The 19,968-nt window shown below is 42.8% G+C and carries 22 protein-coding genes; 1 reads left to right on the top strand and 21 read right to left on the bottom strand.

Annotated features, from left to right (window positions below):
• Window positions 1-15 precede the first annotated feature (15 nt).
• From C1A07_RS00460 to C1A07_RS00420, 9 genes are all read right to left on the bottom strand, one after another.
• Complete coding sequence (locus C1A07_RS00460) at window positions 16-978, bottom strand: ABC transporter permease (RefSeq protein WP_101875353.1); 963 nt, start codon at window positions 976-978, stop codon at window positions 16-18.
• The gene (locus tag C1A07_RS00455) at window positions 971-2,473 is read right to left on the bottom strand and encodes a sugar ABC transporter ATP-binding protein (protein ID WP_101875352.1); all 1,503 of its coding nucleotides are present in this window, start codon (window positions 2,471-2,473) and stop codon (window positions 971-973) included. Before C1A07_RS00455 ends, C1A07_RS00460 begins: the two co-directional genes overlap by 8 nt.
• 64 nt (window positions 2,474-2,537) lie before the next feature.
• Window positions 2,538-2,936, bottom strand: a complete 399-nt coding sequence (gene rbsD / locus C1A07_RS00450) for a D-ribose pyranase (protein ID WP_101875351.1) — start codon at window positions 2,934-2,936, stop codon at window positions 2,538-2,540.
• 16 nt (window positions 2,937-2,952) lie between these two features.
• On the bottom strand, window positions 2,953-3,879 hold the full coding sequence (rbsK, locus tag C1A07_RS00445; RefSeq protein ID WP_101875350.1) for a ribokinase: 927 nt from the start codon (window positions 3,877-3,879) through the stop codon (window positions 2,953-2,955).
• Between the two features lie 43 nt (window positions 3,880-3,922).
• Entirely contained in the window at window positions 3,923-4,558 is a 636-nt protein-coding gene (gene deoC, locus C1A07_RS00440; RefSeq protein WP_101875349.1) for a deoxyribose-phosphate aldolase, read from the bottom strand.
• 124 nt (window positions 4,559-4,682) lie between these two features.
• Window positions 4,683-5,705: a LacI family DNA-binding transcriptional regulator gene (locus tag C1A07_RS00435; RefSeq protein ID WP_101875348.1), complete on the bottom strand. Its 1,023-nt coding sequence runs from the start codon at window positions 5,703-5,705 to the stop codon at window positions 4,683-4,685.
• Window positions 5,706-5,833: 128 nt separating this feature from the next.
• Window positions 5,834-7,891: an ATP-dependent DNA helicase RecG gene (gene recG / locus C1A07_RS00430; protein WP_101875347.1), complete on the bottom strand. Its 2,058-nt coding sequence runs from the start codon at window positions 7,889-7,891 to the stop codon at window positions 5,834-5,836.
• 102 nt (window positions 7,892-7,993) lie between these two features.
• Window positions 7,994-9,631 (bottom strand): DAK2 domain-containing protein, encoded by a 1,638-nt coding sequence (locus C1A07_RS00425; RefSeq protein ID WP_101875346.1) that lies wholly within the window; start codon window positions 9,629-9,631, stop codon window positions 7,994-7,996.
• 15 nt (window positions 9,632-9,646) lie between these two features.
• Window positions 9,647-10,003 carry an Asp23/Gls24 family envelope stress response protein gene (locus C1A07_RS00420; RefSeq protein WP_101877981.1) on the bottom strand — a complete coding sequence of 119 codons (357 nt, stop codon included), beginning with the start codon at window positions 10,001-10,003 and terminating at the stop codon, window positions 9,647-9,649.
• A 166-nt stretch (window positions 10,004-10,169) separates the two neighbouring features.
• Between C1A07_RS00420 and rpmB the strand changes: the two genes are divergently transcribed.
• Entirely contained in the window at window positions 10,170-10,355 is a 186-nt protein-coding gene (gene rpmB, locus C1A07_RS00415) for a 50S ribosomal protein L28 (RefSeq protein WP_101875345.1), read from the top strand.
• A gap of 55 nt (window positions 10,356-10,410) precedes the next feature.
• Here the strand turns inward: rpmB and C1A07_RS00410 are convergent, their stop codons facing one another.
• The 12 genes from C1A07_RS00410 to C1A07_RS00360 form a co-directional block, all read right to left on the bottom strand.
• Window positions 10,411-11,109: a P-II family nitrogen regulator gene (locus tag C1A07_RS00410; protein WP_101875344.1), complete on the bottom strand. Its 699-nt coding sequence runs from the start codon at window positions 11,107-11,109 to the stop codon at window positions 10,411-10,413.
• A gap of 20 nt (window positions 11,110-11,129) precedes the next feature.
• The gene (locus C1A07_RS00405; protein WP_101875343.1) at window positions 11,130-12,704 is read right to left on the bottom strand and encodes a DUF1538 domain-containing protein; all 1,575 of its coding nucleotides are present in this window, start codon (window positions 12,702-12,704) and stop codon (window positions 11,130-11,132) included.
• 109 nt (window positions 12,705-12,813) lie between these two features.
• On the bottom strand, window positions 12,814-12,951 hold the full coding sequence (locus tag C1A07_RS16100; protein ID WP_180952140.1) for a hypothetical protein: 138 nt from the start codon (window positions 12,949-12,951) through the stop codon (window positions 12,814-12,816).
• 160 nt (window positions 12,952-13,111) lie between these two features.
• On the bottom strand, window positions 13,112-13,507 hold the full coding sequence (locus tag C1A07_RS00400) for a GerW family sporulation protein (RefSeq protein WP_101875342.1): 396 nt from the start codon (window positions 13,505-13,507) through the stop codon (window positions 13,112-13,114).
• Between the two features lie 13 nt (window positions 13,508-13,520).
• Window positions 13,521-14,399, bottom strand: a complete 879-nt coding sequence (locus C1A07_RS00395) for a DUF2953 domain-containing protein (RefSeq protein WP_101875341.1) — start codon at window positions 14,397-14,399, stop codon at window positions 13,521-13,523.
• 3 nt (window positions 14,400-14,402) lie between these two features.
• Entirely contained in the window at window positions 14,403-14,726 is a 324-nt protein-coding gene (locus C1A07_RS00390) for a hypothetical protein (RefSeq protein ID WP_101875340.1), read from the bottom strand.
• Window positions 14,727-14,750: 24 nt separating this feature from the next.
• The gene (locus C1A07_RS00385) at window positions 14,751-16,001 is read right to left on the bottom strand and encodes a competence/damage-inducible protein A (RefSeq protein WP_101875339.1); all 1,251 of its coding nucleotides are present in this window, start codon (window positions 15,999-16,001) and stop codon (window positions 14,751-14,753) included.
• Between the two features lie 3 nt (window positions 16,002-16,004).
• Window positions 16,005-16,547: a CDP-diacylglycerol--glycerol-3-phosphate 3-phosphatidyltransferase gene (pgsA, locus tag C1A07_RS00380; RefSeq protein WP_101875338.1), complete on the bottom strand. Its 543-nt coding sequence runs from the start codon at window positions 16,545-16,547 to the stop codon at window positions 16,005-16,007.
• On the bottom strand, window positions 16,534-17,871 hold the full coding sequence (gene rimO, locus C1A07_RS00375; protein ID WP_101875337.1) for a 30S ribosomal protein S12 methylthiotransferase RimO: 1,338 nt from the start codon (window positions 17,869-17,871) through the stop codon (window positions 16,534-16,536). Before rimO ends, pgsA begins: the two co-directional genes overlap by 14 nt.
• 106 nt (window positions 17,872-17,977) lie before the next feature.
• Window positions 17,978-18,226: a DNA-directed RNA polymerase subunit omega gene (gene rpoZ, locus C1A07_RS00370; RefSeq protein WP_101875336.1), complete on the bottom strand. Its 249-nt coding sequence runs from the start codon at window positions 18,224-18,226 to the stop codon at window positions 17,978-17,980.
• A 47-nt stretch (window positions 18,227-18,273) separates the two neighbouring features.
• Window positions 18,274-18,894, bottom strand: coding sequence for a guanylate kinase (gene gmk, locus C1A07_RS00365; RefSeq protein ID WP_101875335.1), 621 nt, complete (start codon window positions 18,892-18,894; stop codon window positions 18,274-18,276).
• Window positions 18,895-18,933: 39 nt separating this feature from the next.
• On the bottom strand, window positions 18,934-19,812 hold the full coding sequence (locus C1A07_RS00360) for a YicC/YloC family endoribonuclease (protein WP_101875334.1): 879 nt from the start codon (window positions 19,810-19,812) through the stop codon (window positions 18,934-18,936).
• Between the last annotated feature and the right edge of the window lie 156 nt (window positions 19,813-19,968).

The raw sequence follows: 19,968 nt of genomic DNA, 5'->3' as shown, positions 1-19,968 counted from the left end.
CCTTCCTTTCTTTATTTACTCTGCCTTGGCAGATAAATCCTTTACCTTCTTATCTACTAAAACTGCAATGAGAACTACCGCGCCCTTTACAATATTTGTGGCGTGTGGATTTACATTCATCAAAGTCAGGATATTGTCAATAATACCCATAATCATAGCGCCCACTACTGTAGGAAGCACAAATCCTGTACCTCCGCTTAAACTGGTTCCGCCCAGAATTACTGCAGCGATGGCGTCCATTTCAATTCCTGTGCCGCTGGTGGACTGAGCAGAGCCCAGACGCGCCGTAAGCACAACAGCTGCTACACCGCTTAAAAATCCGTTAATTACATATGCCATCCACTCAGTTTTCTTAATAGAAATACCGGAAAGACGGGCAGCCTCCCTGTTGCCGCCAAAAGCGTAAACGCTGCGTCCATAAGGCGTCTGAGTAAGAATGTAATGAGCGATCAGGAATAAAAGAAGCAAAATAATAACAGGAACAGGAATCCCAAGCACACTGCCTTTACCAATAAACTTGTAAGAATCTACTTTAACAGAAATAGGAGATCCTTTTGTGTACACCAGCACGCAGCCTCTGAGAAGAGTCATCATTCCCAGGGTGGCAATAAATGGAGGAATCTCGCATTGAGAAATAAAGAATCCATTTACAATTCCACATGCCAGACCAATTCCCAAAGCTGTGAGAACAGCCAATGGAGTGTTGCCTGTAGAAGCCAGCACGCCGGAGGCCACTACTCCTGACAGGCCTAAAATAGAGCCTACAGATAAGTCGATTCCTCCAGTGAGAATAACAAAGGTCATTCCGCAGCCGATAATTCCGGCAACTGTAATCTGCTTAAATACGTTAAAAAGGTTGGTTACGCTGAGGAAGCTGTCAGATAAAATTGATGCAAACAGACAGATTACCAGCAAAATTAAAACCGAACGGTATATGTTGATCTGATTAATTAATTTCTTTTTTGTTTCTTTATTCATGTTCACTCACCCCTCCGGAAGCATGTGCCAAAATTGTCTCCTGGTTCATCTCTTCTTTTGATATCTCCAGGACGGTATGGCCCTCTCTCATAATAATAATTCTGTCACTGACGCCGATTAATTCCGGAAGGTCAGTGGAAATTACCACAATGCTTTTTCCCTGCTTAGTCAGCTGGTCCATAATGGCATAAATCTCTGCTTTTGCTCCTACGTCCACCCCTCGTGTAGGCTCGTCTAAAATCAGAATTTCCGGATCAGCTTCCAGTACCTTTGCAAATACTACCTTCTGTTGGTTTCCTCCTGACAGCTTTCCTGCTAACTGGGCGGGAGAACTGATTTTAATATTTAAGGCCTTTACCTGATCTGCCACTCTCGCATTTTCCATTTTAGAATCTAAATGAATCACTTTTGTAAGTTTCTTTAAAGAGGACATAGAAATATTCTCTTTAATATTGCGGATCAGCACCAGCCCTTCCTGCTTTCTGTCATCTGATACAAAGCCTATGCCGGCAGCTAAAGCCTTTCTGGGGGAGGAACAATCTTTTTTCTCCCCATTTACAAAAACATCTCCGCTTTTCATGGGGATAGCCCCGTAAATCATCTTGGATAATTCAATAGTACCAGACCCTAAAAGTCCTGTGATTCCCAGAATTTCTCCCTTATTTAAGCTGAAGCTTACATTATAAACGCCTCGTCCGTTTATATTTTTCACTTCAAAAACAGTTCCCGCCGGTTTGTAATTTCTTACAGGATACAAATTGGACACATTCCGTCCTACCATCATGGCTACAACCTCGTCGTAATTTGTATCTTTTATGTACTTTGTATTTACATACTTACCGTCTCTGAAAACTGTCAGTCTGTCTGAAATCTGGAAGATCTCATCCATTCTGTGAGAAATATAAATAATGGCGATTCCCTTTTTCTTCAGCTCTTCTATAATCTGGAATAAAATCCTGATTTCCTCGTCCGCCAGGGCCGCCGTAGGCTCATCCATAATAATGATCCTGGCTCCGATAGTCAGACACTTGGCAATTTCAGTCATCTGAGCTTCTGCCACTGACAAGTTTCGCACCTTCGTCTTTTCACTGAATTTCAGTCCTAAATGATCTAAGGTTTCTCTGGCGTCCTTATAAAGCTTTGGCCAGTTTACTCCGCCTGCCCCGTTTTTCGGAAGTCTTCCTAAATACATATTTTCTGCTACTGAAAGCTCCGGAACCATGTTGAACTCCTGATAGATCATGGCGATTCCGTGCTGCTCTGCCTCTTTTGTAGAGCGGAAAACCACGTCTTTCCCGTCCAGCTCCATCCTTCCGGATGTATACCCCTGGGCTCCGGCTATAATTTTCATCAGCGTGGATTTGCCTGCGCCGTTTTCCCCGCACAAAGCGTGAACCTCACCTTCATATATCTCCAGGTGAACCCCATCCAGCGCTTTTACGCCGGGAAACGTTTTTACAATGGAATCCAGCTTCAGTACTAACTTTTCTCCCATACAATCACCATTTATCCTTTACTAACCCCATGCCTCCTGCTGTAATAAGCAGTATATACTAAGTTTAATATGCACAGCCGCAAACCAGTATTACGTTTGTATATCCTGTAAATTCTCCTGTAAGGACAATGGCCTTTGCATCAGCAGTAATCTTTTTAAATTCTGTGTGCGGCACATAAGAAAGAGGCGTATCTTCAGGAAGCAGCTTTTTCGCCTTTTCGTGAAACTCCGGCGTCACTGATTTTGCCTCCTCTGCAAAAATAGCTTCGTCAATCACCAGCACCTTCATAATTTCTTCCAGTACTTCCAAATATCCCGGGCTGCCTGCCTTCCAGCCTAAATCCACTCTTTCTACTCCCTTTGGAATAGGAAGTCCGGCGTCCCCGATTACCAGCATATCTTTATGACGCAGTTCAGACAAAACTCTGTTTAGCTGCGGATGAAAAATTCCTGATTTCAGCATATGATTTCCCCCTTATTTATTGGTGTTCTTTTAAGAAACTGTCAATCTCTTCCCTGGTAGGCATTGCCGGTGTAGTTCCGATTCTCTGTACAGAAACTGCCGCTAATGCGTTAGCGAAAACTGCTGCTTCCCATAAATCCTTTCCCTCTGCCAGGGCTGCCACAAGACCTCCGTTAAAAGCGTCCCCTGCTCCTGTAGTATCAACTGCCTCCACCTTATATGCAGGAATAATTCCTCTCTTTTCTTTGGTAGCTATATAAACGCCTCTGCCCCCTAAGGTAATCAGCACATTTTTTACGCCTTTTTCAAAGAACCAATCCGCCGCCTTATCTGCATTCTCCTTGCCGTCCACCGGAATTCCTGTAAGAATCTCCGCCTCTACTTCATTTGGAGTAATTAAATCTACCTTACTTAAAATGTGATCGCTGATAGGCTGAACAGGAGCTGTATTTAAAATAATTTTCACTCCGTTCTCCGCAGCCAGATCTACGATTCTTTCCACTGCAGAAACATTTGTCTCCAGCTGAGTCAGCAAATATTCAGACTCTTTCAAAACATCCTGCAAAGACTCTACTTCTTCATCTGTAATTGTGTTACATGCTCCTAAAATTACAACAATTTCATTTTGGCTGGAATTCTCGTCTACCATAATTAAGGCTGCTCCAGTTTCTGTATCCTTGGTGTGGAATACTCTGGATTCATCCATCCCCAATTCTCTCATAGCTCCTAAGGCTACCTGAGCAAACGCGTCAGTTCCCAGCTTTGTAACCATGGTCACGTCCGCTCCTGCCTTATGAGCAGCTACGCCCTGATTAAACCCTTTTCCGCCTGGACCCATTTTAAAAACGCTGCCCTTTACAGTTTCTCCCGGCACAGGTAAATGAGGAGTCCTTCCCATGAGATCTACTACAAAGCTGCCAAACACTGTTATTTTCTTTCCCATAGCTATTCACCTTTCCTTTACTGGCTTTCCAGTCACTTTCAATTTACAGCAGAACGATTCCGTTTCCTGCTCCAATTCTGTCTGCCCCTGCGTCGATCATAGCCTTTGCATCTTCTGGAGTTCTGATTCCGCCGCTGGCCTTTACCAAAGCTTTATCTCCCACAGTTTTTCTCATTAAAGCCACATCCTCTGCTGTAGCTCCTCCTGTGCTGAAGCCTGTAGATGTTTTTACAAAATCTGCTCCTGCTTCCACAGACAGCTCACATGCTTTTACAATCTCTTCCTTTGTCAGCAGGCAGGTCTCTAAAATCACCTTAACCACTTTCCCCTGGGAAGCCTCTACAACTGCTTTAATATCCTCTTTTACAAAATCGTAATTTTCATCTTTCATGGCCCCTACATTGATTACCATGTCCACCTCATCTGCACCGGCCTCCACTGCCGCCTTTGCCTCAAAGGCCTTTGCAGATGTCAGCATAGCTCCTAAAGGAAATCCAACTACGCAGCACACCTTTACGTCGCTGCCCTCTAACTCCTTAGCCACTAAAGGCACGTGACAAGTATTTACACATACAGAGGCAAATCCATATTCCTTTGCCTCGCTGCAGTATTTTTTAATTGTCTCTGACTTTGCGTCTGCCTTTAACATTGTGTGGTCGATCATCTTTGCAATACTCATTTTTTCATTCCTCCTGTTTTTAAATAAATTGAATTGTATATATTTAATATTTTGTGCATTCTTTTCACTCAACCATGTAACCGGTTACACATTTGTGAAAGAAACAAACTGCTATTCCAGCAGCTTATTCCATTAACTCCGATCCTCTCAGCACAATTTGATAAGGTACATAAATACGTTTTCTAACACCCTTTTGACCTTTATATCTTTTGTCTTTTAACTTTTTCAAGAGAAGCTTCATAGCTTCCCTGCCCTGCATTCTCACGTCTCTCTCAACTGTAGATAGTCTGTAATCAATTACTTTAAGCGTCTCAATCTGGTCAAAGCCTAAAATTGAAACGTCCCTTCCGATTTTCAGTTTATGCTCTGTAAAATATTTTAATGCGCCTAATGTTGTATTGTTATTTGAAGTAAAAATAGCTGTAGGCGGCTTACTTAAAGCCAGCAGCTGCCTTGTCCTCTCATAGGCCCTCTCTACCATAAAATCTCCTGATAAAATATATTCCTTATTTACAGGAATTCTATAAGCCTCCAAAGCCTTCAAATAACCTTTCAGTCTGTTGCGCCCCGGCAAAGAAGTATCGGGGCCTGTAATAATAGCAATGTCCTTATGTCCTGCCAAAATCAAGGCTTCCACGCCTTCGTAAGCGCTTTGAAAATTATCTACAAATACGCCGTCCAGCTTAAAATCTCTGATATCCCGGTCCACCAATACTACAGGGATTCCGGCGTCCTCCAGCTGCATAAGGTTTTGACAGGTTTCACCATCCCACTCCGACACCGGAGTAATAATCAACCCTCCCAATCTTCTGGACTGAGCCTCCATCAGAAAATGATGTTCTCTTTCCTGGGACTCTCTGGAATCAAAAAACAAAATGCTTAATCCATTTTGATCTGCCAGCTCTGCGATTCCTCCGATCATACTGGAGAAAAATTCATTGGTAATATCCGGCACCATCACCCCAATACTGGAGGTGTCGCTGGTGCTCAGGCTTCTGGCAACTGCACTGGGAACGTAATTATTTTCTTCAATAACTTGTAATATTCTGTTCTTTGTCTCTTCCTTTACGTAACCGGACTCATTAATTACTCTGGATACTGTTGCCGAAGAGACTCCTACTATTTTTGCAATGTCTCTGATTGTCATATGGTTTCTCCGTGTGTAACCGGTTACATGTATAACTTTAACACATTTTTTCTCTGTTGTAAATAGTTTTTGTGAAAAATGTTATTTTATCCGGTTTTCTTTTATAATCTATGATTTATTTTGCCAAATCACAGATTCAGCTTTCCATAGCTTTTTTCTAAATATCCGTCTAAACGCTTTTTCAGCTCTCTGTGCTCTTCTAAGGACAGTTCCCCGTCTTCCTCTAATAGTTTCTTTACTTCTTCTGAAACTGTTTTTAAAATATTGGCGTCTGTAAAAATATCCGCCAGACGAAACTCCATATCCCCGCTTTGTCTAAGGCCAAAAATATCTCCTGGCCCTCTCAGCTTTAAATCCTCAGAGGCAATGAAAAATCCATCGTTAGATTTGTTTAAAATATCCAGGCGCTCCCCTGCCCCGTCTTCCCCGGAACAATTTACCATAATACAGTATGATTGGCTTGCGCCTCTTCCCACCCGGCCTCTCAGCTGATGAAGCTGAGCCAGTCCAAAACGCTCTGCATTTTCAATCATCATCACAGTGGCATTTGGAACATTAACTCCTACCTCAATAACTGTAGTGGAAACCAGCACCTGAATTTCGTTTCTGGCAAAGCGCTCCATAATCTGATTTTTTTCTTTGCCCTTCATTTTTCCATGAAGATATTCTACCTTTACAGAGGCCGGCAGCTCTTTCTGCAGAATTTTTGTATAATCCAGCACATTTTCCGCATCAATTTGTTCGCTTTCTTCTACCATAGGACAAATCACATATGCCTGATGTCCCTTTGCCGCTTCCCCTGCAATAAAGGAATAAGCCTTTTTTCTAAATCCTTTATCTACTACACAGTTTTTAATCGGAAGTCTGTTGGCCGGCAGCTGGTCTATAACAGAAATATCCAGATCCCCATATATAATAATTGCCAGTGTTCTGGGAATGGGAGTGGCGCTCATTACCAGCACGTGAGGAGCCTTTCCTTTATTTCCCAAAGCCTCCCTCTGCCCTACTCCAAATCGATGCTGCTCATCTGTAATTACAAGAGCCAGATTATCATACTTTACTTTTTCCTGAATTAACGCGTGAGTTCCAATAATAATATCTGCTTCGTGGGAAGCTATTTTTTCATATGCCAAACGTTTTTCTTTGGCCGTCATAGAGCCTGTAATCAGCACCGGAACCTTATTTACACCATATTTGGAAAACAGCTCCAATATTCCTTCATAATGCTGTTTTGCCAAAACCTCTGTAGGCGCCATTAAAGCTCCCTGAAAGCCGTTGTAGGCTGCCTGGAGAAGGGCCAGCACTGCAATAATGGTTTTGCCGGAGCCTACGTCTCCCTGAACTAATCTGTTCATAATCAGGCCGCCGGACATATCCTGGCACACTTCCCTGTAGGCCTTCTCCTGAGCTTCTGTCAGGCTGTAGGGCAGCTGATTTTTAAAGCTCTCCACATGAGGAGACGGACATATGATATATTCGCTTTTCTGCTCCTCTCTTTTTTCTCTCAGCAGACGTACAGATAAAAGAAAAAAGAAAAACTCGTCAAATACTAAACGTTTTCTGGCAAATAAAAACTCCTGCTGATTGGAGGGAAAATGAATGTGCTCCACTGCAAAATTACATTCTGCCAGCTCATATTTTTCTCTTATTGTTAAAGGCAGGTACTCTCTTTCCATCTGTCTGTGCTCCAGCGCCTGAGACACCGCCTTTACAATAGCCTTATTTCCCAATCCCTTTGTCTGTCCGTAAATAGGCTGCATAGAGTGAAGCACTTTCTCATAGTCATTGGGACTGAAAATTTCCGGCTGTTCCATAGTCAGCCTTCCGCTTTTTTTAATTACTCTGCCTCGGAAAATAAATGGAACTCCTGCCTTTAGCACAGTGCGCAGAAAAGCCATATTGTACCAAATAAGCTGAAGAGCTCCTGTGTCGTCGTGAAGGGAAGCCAAAACTACCTGTACCTTTGAAAAACGGCGCACCTCACCGTTTTTGTGGAGAAATCCTTTCACCGCCATAACAGAATCCGGCTTTAATTCTCCTACAGAAACAGGCTGATTATAAGAATCATAAGCCCTGGGATAATATTCCACCAAATCCTGAACAGTAAAAACTCCCAGCTTTTCAAATAGTTTTCCTGTTTTCTCTCCAATTCCCTTTAAGGAAGTAATGGGCTGTTCTGTCATCACTAACCTCCTGTACCCTAAAATATAGAGAGCGCTGCAAAAAATATGCTTTTGCCGTAAGGCTGCCCTTTTTGCAACACTCTCTTATCCTTAAACGTAAATCTGTTATTCTACAGAAATTAAATAATAATATACAGGCTGACCGCCGCTGTGCAGCTCTATTTCACACTGAGGACAAGTTTTTTCTGCCAGACTTAAAACTCTGTCAGCCTCCTCCTCAGATACATCGCAGCCATAATATATAGTAATCAGCTCAGAGCTGTCATCTGTCAACGCCTTTAAGGTATTGACAGCAGCCGTCTCCACAGATTGATCTGAGGTGAGAATCCCATTGTCTCCGATTCCCATAATATCCCCTTCTTCAATCTGAATGCCGTCAATAACCGTACTGCGCACGGCATAGGTAATCTGACCTGTTTTTACATTGCCCATCTCTCTTGTCATATTTTCTTCATTTTCCTCAGGAGACAGCTCCGGAAGATAATTGATTAGGGCTGTAATTCCCTGAGGGATCGTCTTAGAAGGTATTACAACAATGTTCTTATCCTCCACCAGACTTTTCGCCTGCTCTGCCGCCAAAATAATATTTTTATTATTAGGGAAAATGAAAACAGTGTCTGCGTTTACCTGTTCTATGGCCTTTAACATATCTTCTGTGCTGGGATTCATGGTCTGACCGCCTTCAATCAGATAATCAGCTCCAATTCCTTTAAAGATTTCTCCCAGTCCGTCTCCAATGGAAACTGCTATAAAGCCTGATTTTTTCCTGGGCTGCTGCTTCTCTAATTCCATTTCTTTAAGCAGCTTCTCCTCATGCTCCTCCCTCATATTATCCACTTTCATTCTGGACAGAGAACCATAAGTCAATGCTTTTTCAAAAGCCAGGCCGGGATGGTTTGTGTGAACATGCACTTTTACAATATCATCATCAGACACTACCACTATAGAGTCCCCAATAGATTCTAAATATGATTTTAATTCATCTTCTGTCTTTTCACTATATTCTTTTTCCAGGTTAATAATAAATTCAGTACAATATCCAAATTGAATAGCTTCCTGCTCTCTATCCTGAGGCGTAGGAGAGGTAACAACCGTCTTTGCAGCCTCTATTTGTATATCCGGCTCTTTGCCTAACAGCCCGTCCCTGGCTCCCTTTAACACCTGCATCAGTCCCTGGCCGCCGGAATCCACTACCCCCGCCTGTTTTAAAACAGGCAGCATCTCCGGCGTCTGACTGAGAACATAATCGCCATGAGCAATTACCTGGTCTGCAAACTCTACAATATCCTGAATCTGGGGAGCCAGCTCCACAGCCTTATCCGCCATGCCTCTGGCCACTGTCAGAATCGTTCCCTCTTTAGGCTTCATTACTGCTTTGTAGGCTGTCTCTGTGGCTCTCACAAAGGAATTTGCCAAGATTTCCGTAGTAATCTGATCTGACGTCTTAATCTCCTTTGTAAAGCCTCTGAACAGCTGGGACAGGATTACTCCGGAATTTCCTCTGGCTCCTCTTAGGGAACCGGAGGAAATGGCTTTTGCCACAGTCTCCATATCCGGCTTTTCCACCGCCGCCACCTCTCTGGCGGCAGCCATAATAGTCATTGACATATTTGTCCCTGTATCTCCGTCAGGAACTGGAAACACATTCAGCTGATTAATCCACTCCTTATTTGCTTCAAGTCCTTTGGCGGCAGCTAAAAAGGCCTTCTGCACACCTTTGGCGTCGATTGAATTCATACCCACGGGTACTGTTCCTCCTTAATCTATCACTTTTACACCTTCTACAAAAATGTTGATTTTTTCCACATTCAGTCCGGTGAATTCCTCTACATTGTATTTTACTGTCTCAATCAGGTTATCAGCGACAGCATGAATGCTTACTCCGTAAGACACGATTACGTGAAAATCTAAGCTTACTTGATTATCTTCAATTTCCACATTAATTCCTCTTGTCAGACTTTCCTTTTTTAAAAGCTTTACAAGTCCGTCCTTCATACTTATGGCGGCCATACCAACAATTCCAAAACAGCCGACAGCGACTGTGCCGGCGTACAGCGCAATAACTTCAGGGGAAATCTGGACTTCGCCTAACTGGTTGTTTAAACGTCCCTTCACTAAATCAGCCTCCATTCTTTCTAATGTGTATATTATACATGATATTAAGAAAAAAATAAACAAATTTTTATTTTCCGCTTGCAAAATATGCCATATTCTGCTATCATACTATATGTTGTGGATTCTGATATCTGGAATCCAAGTAGGATTTAAGGAGGTGTGAATCATGGCTAAATGTGCAATCTGCGAAAAAGCTGCTCACTTCGGAAATAACGTGAGCCATTCCCATAGAAGAAGTAACAAGATGTGGAAAGCTAACGTAAAATCTGTTAAAGTTAAAGTTAATGGCGGTGCTAAGAAGATGTATGTATGTACTTCCTGCTTACGTTCCGGCCTGGTAGAAAGAGCTTAATTAGATTTATTAAAAGGCTGTCACCCGATTTTCGGGCGGCAGCCTTTTTTCTTTTCTATTCTTCTTCTGTCTCAGCAGAAATTTCCATCAGTCTCATACCGGCAACACTTGTAACCGGAAGGGAAAATACAATAGATTTGGCTTTTGTTTCCAAACCTGCCTTATCCATAATAGACCTCATTACATTATTTTTCTGATGGCTTTTTACTACAATAAATACCATTTCTTTTTCCGCCACCAGGGACACTCCCAAAAACTTTTCTGCCTTCTGCATTCCTGTTCCCTTTGCGTGGATCACAGTTCCCCCTAAAGCCTCCGCTTCTCTGGCAGCCTCCATAATCAGCTCTGTATACCCCTGGTTTGCGATTATAACCAAAAGCTCATATTTTGTATCTTTCAATATGCTTTCCTCTCCTTTTTCAAAATTCTGGTTATCTGTGAGAAACTGCAGCTGCTTTTTCCCGCCGATGCTGCTTAAAGGAACAATAAAGGCAATGCCTGTTCCCGGCACGTCAATTTTCATTTCAGTCTGAAGTCCGGCTTTTACCTGCTTCCAAATTCCCTTGGTGACAACAGATACAATGATTACCTTTTCAGATGACTCCAGCCCAAAGTAATCCAACACCTCGCTGGCAGCCGTTCCATGTCCCACCATACTAAAGGTTACCTGAATCTGATATTTTTCATAAAACGACAGAAAGGTTCTCGCCATAGTCCTGTCTGTTATTGTAGTCATTAAAAATAATTCGCTCATACGTTTCTCCTTCCGCCTTATTAAAGCTCAATAATGGCATCATCATCCAGCATATCCAGGGCAGAGGCTGGCTGCGAAACCACATCTGCTCCCTTGTCTTTTTTCAGCTGGTACACCATACCCAGAACCTGAATTGTAATTAAAGGAGTCATAGCTACCATGGCTACAATTCCAAAGGCATCTGTTACAATATTTCCGCCTACAGCCGTACACGCTCCCTGAGCAAAGGGAAGAAGGAAGGTAGCTGTCATAGGACCTGAAGCTACTCCACCGGAGTCAAAAGCAATGGCTGTAAAAATCTTAGGCACAAAGAAGGAAAGACTTAACGCCAGAACATATCCTGAAATCAGGAAGTACATAATAGAGATTCCCGTAAGCACGCGGATCATAGCAAGGCCTATAGAAATAGCTACGCCAATAGAAAGGCTGGCTCCCATGGCGCTTGCAGAAATAGCCCCGTCAGTCAATTCCTCCACCTGTTTATTTAACACATAAACTGCCGGCTCGGCTTTTACAATAAAATATCCAATTACCATGCCTATAGGCACAATAATCCACGGAAACTTTAAACCTGCCATAACCTGTCCAAGATAATTTCCTGCAGGCATAAAACCTACATTCGCTCCTGTGAGAAACAGCACAAGGCCAATGTATGTATAAACTAATCCAATAGCAATTTTCATCAGCTTTCTTTTAGATAATTTCAGCACCATAAACTGAAAAGCTGCGAAAAATAAAATTATGGGAAGAAGAGCGACAGCGATCTCTTCCATATAAGCAGGCAGGCCGCTGCGGAACATGCTCCACAGCTCTACAGAGTCAGATACCTCGGGAATTGCCACAGGAGTATAGCTGCTGCTTTCCGGCCTATAAATCATGCCTAATAACAGCACGGCCAGAATAGGACCTACAGAACAGATAGCTACCAGACCAAAGCTGTCGTCCGCCGCATGACGGTCATTACGGATAGCAGAAATACCAATACCCAAAGCCATAATAAAAGGCACTGTCATTGGACCTGTAGTTACCCCGCCGGAGTCAAAAGCTACGCTTTGAAAGCTTTCTGAAACAAAAGCAGTTAATCCAAAAACCAAAATGTAAAATACAATCAGCAAATTGGGAAGAGGTATGCTAAACAGCATACGCAGCAGAGCAATCACCAGGAATACTCCCACGCCGCAGGCAACTGACAGAATCAGCGTCATATTAGGAATAGATGGGACCTGCTGAGCCAGCACCTGTAAATCAGGCTCAGAAATAGTAATAATAAATCCCAGAAGAAAAGATAGGGGAACTACAATCCACAGCTTCTTTGTTTTGGTCATACAAGTACCGATTTTTTCACCCATAGGAGTCATGGACATTTCAGCGCCCAATGTAAAAAACATCATTCCCACCATCAGCATCAATGCTCCCATGAGAAAACATAGTAAAATGCTGGGGGAGATAGGCGCTATGGTGAAGCACAAAAGCAGCACAATTCCTATAATTGGCAGAACAGCGGCCAAGGCTTCATAGAACTTTTCTTTTAATTTTGTCTTGTTTTTCCTCAAATGCTCACCTCTTGTCGTTAAATTTTCTGCAATAATATGCATTTACGTTATATAACACTCTCATAGTATAACATAAAATCATTGAAAGTGCAAAAAAATCCAGAAAAAAACAAAATATTAACGCAATCCTAACAAGAGTTTTTCTGTATTTTCAGGAACAAAACAAATTATACCCCAGCACCAAACATGCAATAATAAAAATTAAGGTGGTAAATGTCTGAGGAATCAAAAGCAGCACTGTCATACCTACCCCAAAACAAAACAGCATCAAACCACATACCCGTTTCATCCCACTCTCCTCATCCCTTTTGTACCATCTTATGCAGTTTCTCCCGTAACTACTACAAAAATAGGGCGCTGCAAAATATGCCATAGACTTAACCGGCTATTTTACAACACCCTTTAGACAGCAAATAGTTTGCCAGGTATTTCACGAGCATTACTATTTTTTACTCCGAATCTGCCATCTCCCTGGCAGCCTCCACCGCTTCCTCTGATACATGAGCTACCGGCTTTCCTGAGGCAAATTTATTCACAAAGTCCGGAACCATATCCAGTACCTTTGTCATAGCGTCCTGCTGTTTCACATTCACCAGCTTTGTAACTCCGTTTTGGATAACCAGCACGGCGCTGGGGCTCATTTTCGCGCTCATACCTCCGCCGCCGTTGTGTTTTGCATTCTCTGCAAAGGATCCTGCCGCCATGCCGCAGCTTACATCTACTAAAGGCAGAATAATGGCGTCGTCTACCTTAACTGCCTCCCCTACCACGGTTTTCGTGGTAACAAAATGATCCATTCCTTTAAACAGCGCTTCCACTGTAGAAGCAAAATGATTTTCAGCCATTATTATTCCTCCTTTAATCCTTCAGCAGTTTTTTCAGCAGCTTTCTGAATTTTCTGTTGCGAAATAAGTGAAAAGCCAGGGCGGCTGCGCTGCTCAGTCTTACCCTTCCCTTTATAAAAAGCTCTCCCTCCAATATCTGATTTTCAAAGTCAGGATATACCCGAAGAGCATTTTTGTAAATAGGACAAAGCAAGCCTGCCACAGCCATAGCCTGCCCGGTCATGTAAGGGTCCTCAAAACCTATATATAATTTTCCTCTGACTTTTTTTGGCAGCACACGGCGGATAAAGCGCCAGACATGCTTCCATGTATATTTTACAAGCTCTCTGTTTTCCTCATTTTGAACAGCTGCTAAAATCTGATCCTTTTTCTTCTTTAAGGTTCTGATTTTTCTTTTTATGCCTTTGAGCTTTCTTTTTATGCTTTTAAGCTTTTGGAGGAGCCTGCCGCTTTTTTTCTCCCCTGCCTCAGGTGCTTTGGCAGCCTTTACCTGTTCAGGCTCTTCCCCGTAAAAAAAGGTATCCTCCTTTGGGTCCTGTAACACCTTTTCCTCCTCAGAAGCATCTAAAGACATAGCCTGCACTATGGGTTCCTGCTGAGAGGGGTCTGAAGACTTATGCTCGTACTTTTTTTCTTCCCCTTTTCTCCCCAGGGGAAATCCGCATATCTTTACGGAAATCTTCAGTTCCTCCTCATATGAAGCAGTGACGGAAATCAGATGAAACAGCCAGGTGACCCGTCCCTTTGCCTTTAAATTGCCGTATACTTCTCCCTCTGCTCTGTACCGCAGGGGAACAAAAAGCACTGTACCTGCGGCCAAAAGCATCAGTCCTGCCAGAACCAGCAAAATAATTCCTATTATTTTTAAAATCAGCAGTATAATATGAATCACTGTTTACACCTTATAATTTCTTTCTGTGAGAAATTTTTTCAGGTCAAATCCCCCTGTTATGCTGTATAAATCATCTACAATATCTCTGGCCAGCCCTAATGCCTCCCAGTAATCTGCAGCAATCCCCAGAATCAGCAGGTCTTTGTCCTTATAATAGGGAAGCAACAGAACGGCGGAAGGATAAATGTCAAGAATATTATTCCCATTTGAAGCCGGCGTAATCACATACCCGCCTCTTTGCAGCTTTCTGCCGCGGATTTTCCTGATCATCCCATACCGTTTGGCTCCCGCCTTTTCTCCTACGTATAAATGATCATACCATTGCATAGCTTCCTACTCTTTCCGCCTGTTTTAAGAGCAGTAATTATCCAGAATAGAACGGCGCAGCAGATCCAGCGCCCTCACTACAGACTGCTCTCTGATCTTTCCTCTGTTTCCCTTAAACTGATAATGCTCTACCCAAACCTTATCCTTCATATAGCAGGCAATATATACAAGTCCCACCGGCTTCTCATCAGTGCCTCCGTCAGGCCCTGCCAAACCGGTAATGGCCACGCACACGTCAGAGTCTGTAGCCAGAACCCCTCCCATTGCCATCTCCTTTGCAGTCTGCTGGCTGACAGCTCCATATTTTTTCAAAGTGCTTTTACTGACATCTAAAAGCTTTCTTTTAGATTTATTAGAATATGTGATAAAGCCTTCTCTAAATACATCTGACACTCCCGGCACATTCACCAGGCGTCCCGCCAGCATACCGCCTGTACATGATTCTGCAGTGCACACTGTTAATTCATATTTCTTTAAAAGATTTACTACTGCCTCCTCCAGGCTTTCCTCTTCCTTTGTGCTGTAAATGTGATCCCCAAATCTATTTTTCACTTCTTTTAAAACAGGCTTAATCAGCTTCTTGGCCTCCTCCTCATCAGACGCCTTCGCCGTAATTCTCACGTGAACCTCTCCTGTTTTCGCGTATGTGGCGATTGTAGGATTCGTCTGCTTGTCGATTAAGTCTAACACCATAGTCTCCACCTGGCTTTCTCCGATGCCGCAGATCTTAACCATTTTAGATAAAATAACCTCTGGCTGAAGCTTCTGAAGGTAAGGATATACCTTATTCATAAATAAAGGATATAATTCGTTAGGAGGTCCTGGCAGCAAAATTGCAGACTTTCCAAACTTTTCCAGAATTAAGCCGGGAGCCGTGCCGTTGTCATTGTCCAGAACAATAGCTCCATCAGGAACTATGGCCTGCTTCCAGTTATTTTCCGGGATTTTTTTATATATGCCATTTTTAAAATATTCTTCCATTCTCTCCCTGGTATGCTTATCCTCCACAAGGGCAAATCCCATAGCCTGAGCGCAGACCTCTTTTGTCAAGTCGTCCTCCGTAGGCCCTAAGCCTCCTGTGAGAATCACAATATCAGAACGCTTCAAAGCAGTTTTAATTGTATCTGTCAGCCGTTCCTGGTTGTCTCCCACAACCACCTGGTTGTACATAGACAGCCCCAGCAAAGCGCATTTTTCAGCTAAAAACTGTGCGTTTGTGTTTACAATATTGCCCAGCAACAGCTCTGTCCCTACAGAAATCAGTTCTACTACCATTTTTTACATACTCCCTTCTGTCAGTATTTTATGATTTTTAACAATGTAGTCCACCAGAGAGACTACTGTCAGCGCCAAAGCTGCCCACACACAAATATTAGTGATTACAGCTAAAGCAGGTATGTTGAAAATCAACAGTATTACAGCGATCATCTGAAACGTAGTTTTAAATTTGCCCCAGTAGCTAGCTGCAATTACAACTCCATTATCAGAGGCCACTAAGCGGAATCCACTGATAATAAACTCTCTGCTGATAATAATAATTACCATCCAGGCAGGCAGCTGATTCAGCTGAATCAAACATATTAACGCAGCGCACACCAACAGCTTGTCCGCCAAAGGATCCATAAACTTTCCAAAGTTTGTCACCAGATTGTATTTTCTGGCAATTTTTCCGTCCAGCATATCTGTCAGGCTGGCGACTATAAAAATAAGGGCGGCTGCAATTCTCATGGAATAATTTTCGCCGTTTTCCCACAGCAGGGCTGCCACAAAAAACGGAATTAAAATCACCCGCAGCACAGTAAGCTTATTAGGCAAATTCATTATACACCTCTCCAATCAGATCATATTCTAAAGCACCGGTAACCTTTACCCTTACAAAATCGCCTGACATCAGCTCTTCATTGGCGCTGACAAAAATCAGTCCGTCCACTCCCGGAGCATCCATGTAGGTTCTGCCTACATATGTATTTTCATCTGCCACTTTTCCCTCAATCATAACCTCCAGAATACGGTCTGTCTCATCCTGATTTTTGGAAAATGCAATTTCCTGCTGAAGCTCCATAATCTGATCTCTCCGGTCCTCTTTGATTTCCTGGGGAACCTGATCTGAAAATCCGGCAGCCGGAGTATCCTCTTCTGCTGAATAGGCAAATACTCCTAAACGGTCAAATTCCATTTCATCTACAAACTGCATAAGCTCCTCATGGTCCTCCTCTGTTTCTCCCGGAAAACCAGAGATTAAGGTTGTGCGCAGAGCAATATCAGGAATTCTCTCCCTCAGTCTGCCTACAATATTTCTCAGTTCACTTTGGCTGGTCCGTCTGCCCATTTTCTTTAAAATCCTGTCGCTGGCGTGCTGAATGGGAAGATCCAGATAATGACAGACCTTTTCTTCTCTTTTGATTGTATCTATCAGCTCCTCTGTAATTTCCTCCGGATAGCAGTACTGAATGCGTATCCATTGGATTCCGGAAATTTTGCACAGCTCCTCTAAAAGCTTTGGCAGCATTTTTTCTCCATAAATATCTTTTCCGTAAAGAGTCGTCTCCTGAGCCACTAAAATTAACTCCTTCACTCCTCTTTCAGCCAGCTCCCCCGCCTCTTTTAAAAGCTGCTCCATAGGCACGCTTCTGTAGGAGCCTCTCAAGCTGGGAATAATGCAGTAAGTACATCTTTTATCACAGCCCTCAGCAATTTTTAAGAAAGCATAATGGCCTCCTGTAGTCACAATACGGGTGTCTGTGCGCGGCAGCTCATTTAAATCGTGAAAACACTGAATGTGCTCTCTGCCCTCCTCTGTGAGACTTCGGATCACAGCTGCAATTTCATCATAGGATGAGGTTCCCAAAACTGCGTCCACCTCTGGTATTTCATCCATAATTTCCTGTTTGTAGCGCTGAGCCATACAGCCTGCCACAATCAGCAGTCTGCAGCTGCCTGATTTTTTATATTCCGCCATCTCTAAAATTGTATTTACGCTTTCTTCCTTGGCGTCATTAATAAAACAGCATGTGTTAATCACAATAATTTCAGCCTGGTTTTCGTCATCTGTAAAGGTATGGCCGCTTTGAGATAAAAGCCCCAGCATTTTCTCACTGTCCACCAGGTTTTTATCACAGCCTAAAGAAACAAATAATATTTTCATAAAATAAAACTCCTCGAAATAGTAGAAAAGAGGGTGTTGCAGTACCTACATCCTCTGTATATTGCGAATGCTCAGCCGATTGCAACACCCCCTTGACCGCCGACTGTTACTGCTGCTCCGCAGGCTCCTCGTCGCCGACAATTTTTACTTTTGATTTGTACAGCTCTTCAATAGCAACTGACAATGATTTTTTCCCGTTTTCAGGAACCATAGCCTCTTCCCCTGCAATCAGCTGTCTGGCTCTTTTTGCAGTGGCGATTACAATAGAGTAACGGCTTTGTACCACCGGCTGCTCCCCAGGTTCCACTTCACTGTTTACTACATTAATTAAATCTGTGTATGATGGATGTAACATATACTCTCTTCCTTTCTATGATCAAACCTTTATGGTTTTCCAACACTTTATAATCTGTTTAGCTCTTCCTCCATCTGTCTCATAAAATCCAGATGGTAGGCTGCCTTATGATGCTGGGACTGAATCAGGTGATGCATCTCCTCCACGCAAGTGTCCACATCATCATTAATTAAAATATAGTCGTAGGACTCCATCCCTTCAGCTTCCTTTGCCGCCCGCTTCAGTCTGGCTTCAATCACATCCGCCGTCTCAGTGCCTCTTCCCACTAACCTGCGCCGCAGCTCCATAGCGCTTGGCGGCATAACAAACAGCAGCAATGTATCTGGGTATTTTTCTTTCACTTTCAAGGCTCCCTGGATTTCTATTTCCAGAATAACGTCCTTGCCCTCCTCCATTTTCTGCAGCACATACTCCTTAGGCGTTCCATAATAATGTTTCACATACTGGGCATATTCAATCAACTGATCGCCTTTGATCATACTTTCAAAGGTTTCCTTTTCCACGAAAAAGTATTCTCTCCCGTGAACCTCCCCTGCTCTGGGCTTTCTGGTGGTAGCTGAAATGGAAAGAGCGTAATTGTCATATTTTTCCAGCAGAGCTTTCATCAGCGTCCCCTTGCCGGCTCCTGAAAATCCGGAAACCACTACTAATATTCCTTTATTCTTCATAATACTGCAGACTCCTGTAAATATTTTTTCTAAGTACTTTTATTCTATATTCTGAATCTGTTCTCTCACTTTTTCTATCTCTGTTTTTAAAGCAATGGCCTTGTCTGACACTGCCAGATCTCCGGCTTTAGAAAGAGTTGTATTAGCCTCTCTGTTCATCTCCTGAGCAATAAAATCCAACTCTCTGCCTATTGCCCCTCCCGCCAGTAATTTGGCTCTTGTAGTTTCAATATGGCTGCGTAAGCGGACCATCTCCTCATCTACGCAAATCTTGTCTGCATAAATAGTTACTTCTGCGGCAATTCTTCCCTCGTCAATAGATGTATTTTCTAAAAACTCTTTTACTTTGTCCTCCAGCTTTTGTCTGTACTCAATCAAAAGCTGTGGCATTCTATCCTCAATAAACTTCACCAGCTCCAGCATGTAATCCAGCTTTCCAATAAGATCCTGCTTCAGATTTTCTCCTTCTGTGAGTCTGGTGTCCACAAATCTTGCTGCAGCCGCCTCCACAGATTCTGAAATCACCTTCCACAGATGCTCCTCGTCGTCTGGCACCTGCTCCATAGTCAGAACCTCCGGACATCTGGAAAGCTCTGATACTCCTATATTGTTGGGAATGCCAAAGCTCTCTGACATTTTCCTAAAATACCCCATATACTCTGCGGCCAAAGCCTGATTGTATTTCAGACACATATTGCCTTCTGTATAGCTTTCATAATTAATGCTTACATCCACCTTACCCCTTTGAATATATTTTTTCAAAAGAGTGCGGATGCCTGCCTCAAAGCAGTTAAACTTTTTAGGCATCTTAATACTTAAATCAAGATACCTGTGGTTTACTGCTTTCATCTCCACAGATATCTTGTACTCATCTGTCACTGCCTCATAACGTCCAAAGCCAGTCATGCTTTTTAACATGTAAGTATTGCCTCACTTTCACATAGATGGATTTATTATAATTCATCTGGAAAAGCAAGTCAATAAAAAGGTGAATTGAAAATTATCTGCTGAAAATTATCTGGTGCCTTGCATAAAATTGTGTTATAGTAGACAAAGCTGTAAATGTATAAAATT

Origin of the sequence: Lachnoclostridium edouardi (assembly GCF_900240245.1) — a bacterium.
Classification (GTDB): domain Bacteria; phylum Bacillota; class Clostridia; order Lachnospirales; family Lachnospiraceae; genus Lachnoclostridium_A; species Lachnoclostridium_A edouardi.
Note: the sequence above shows the minus strand (reverse complement) of the source record. Positions and strands in the feature narration are given on the sequence as shown.